1 protein-coding gene is annotated in these 1998 nt (G+C 36.9%); it reads left to right on the forward strand.

Translation table 11 applies throughout. The features are described 5' to 3' along the window. Positions 1 to 1998 (forward strand): hypothetical protein (locus BBH99_RS11430; protein ID WP_228390792.1); only part of this gene is annotated, 1998 nt, incomplete at both ends.

Genomic DNA, 1998 nt, shown 5'->3' on the forward strand with positions numbered 1-1998 from the left:
TTTTCCTGATGTGCTTTTTGGGGTATTCACAGCTTAAGATTAAAGTTGTTGATGCCGCCAGCCAAAAACCTGTCTCCAAAGCAAAAGTTTTCTGTGGCAATACTATCCTTGGTTATACCAACACACTGGGAATTCTTGAGTTTAAAGCAGAATGCAAAAACATAGAAGTTGAAGCGGATTCCTACCAAAAGGAAACTACCACTGTAGAAAGCAGTATGGAGGTTTTCCTGACTAAAAAACCTTCAAAAACCACCAATATTGAAACGGTAGTCATTGAAGATAAAAGTGATCCAAGGGCATTGGAAATCCTCAAAAAAGTGAACAAGCTTTTCAACGAAAACTCTCCCAAAAGCTTAGGATCTTATGCTTATAAGTCTTACGAAAAAATTTCTTTAGATATTGATGAGGACAGTCTTACTCAATTCAATCAGTATTTTAATGAGTTAAATTTCTTCAAAAAAAAGAGGGAAAAAGACTCGCTGAATAACATCAGTGCAAGAAAAATATTTGCGAAAAGTAAACTATTCCTTTGGGAAAGAGCACAGGAGTTTTTATATTCCAAAAAGTATGGTGAAAAGATCAATATTCTTGATAACAGAATTTCAGGTCTGAAGCAGCCCGTCTATGAAATGATCGCTCTCCAGCAAAGTAACAGGGATATTGTTCCGGAACAGGTAAAACCTGAAAACAGAGGTCTTTACCGATATTTCCTTTCCGATACCATAGAACTTGACGGCAGAAAAAACTTTGTAATCCGCTTCCGTGAGGTCAATTATAAAAACCCGGATAAAAAAAGAAAATACACAGGCGCCATCTACATTGATACTGAGACTTATGGAATTAAAAAAATTGAGAATTTCAGTAAAAGTAAAAATGATGGAATCATTACCAGTACCTGGATCTTTTACAACAACAAATGGTTCCTTGCCCATGAAACCACCAAGCTTAAAATGGGAAAAATGGCTATGGACGACAAGGAGCATACAGATAAAAAGGATAAAAGGAGTTTTGGAACCTATGCCTTTCTTACGTCCAAATATTTTGATTTCAAATCTCCTATTGAAGAAAAGCCTAAAGATTTCAAAGGATATACTTTCGATGTAAAAAGCATTGATGGGCATTCTCTGGATCAGTACAGAACAGAACCGCTCACTGAAAGGGAGCAGAATACCTATAAGACGATTGACAGTCTTGGTAAAAAATATAAAATAGACAGCAAAGCACAAATCATTTCCGGACTGCTTAACGGGCAGATCAGAGTGGGTGTTGTAGATTTTGCGGTGGATGAAATTGCCAACTATAACTCCTACGAAGGATTCAGACTGGGATTGAAGGCAAAGATCAATGAAAATTTCAATCCTTATTTCTCTCCTGATTATTATTTCGCTTACGGAGTAAAAGACAGAAGATGGAAATATGGAATGGGAATAGATGTCAAAACCACTTTAGAAAAGAACTCATTCTTCAGGTTTGATTTTTATGATGATGTAACGGCTTCAGGAGAATTTTACAGAAGACTCTGGAATTTCAAGATGAGAATGATGAACTTCGGAAATAACCTGAACAATGATAAATATTTCCACTTCAAAGGGGCTTCATTATCTTATCTGAATGATGTTACCAACGGCCTTACCCTTGCGCTTGCCGTAAGAAGAAATATTGAGGAAGCTCAGTTTGATTACCAGTTCAGAGATGGAGGATCATCATTCAAGAATTTCAATACTTTATTTACGCTAAAGTATTCTCCGAATTCTACCAATATTATGACGCCACAGGGGAAATCCCTAATCGACCAGAAATATCCGGAACTGTATTTCAACTATGAACAGAGCTACAAAATGGCAGGCGGAAGTTTCAATTACTCCCGTTTTGATGCTCTTTTTGTTCATAATTTTAAAACTCCGATCGGAACAACAGGTTTCAGATTATATGGAGGTGTTGTTTTAGGAGAAGCTCCAATCTGGAAGAACTTTACGATGAACGGACTTGCCTCTCCTG

Origin of the sequence: Chryseobacterium contaminans, from assembly GCF_001684955.1 — a bacterium.
GTDB classification, from domain to species: Bacteria; Bacteroidota; Bacteroidia; order Flavobacteriales; family Weeksellaceae; genus Chryseobacterium; species Chryseobacterium contaminans.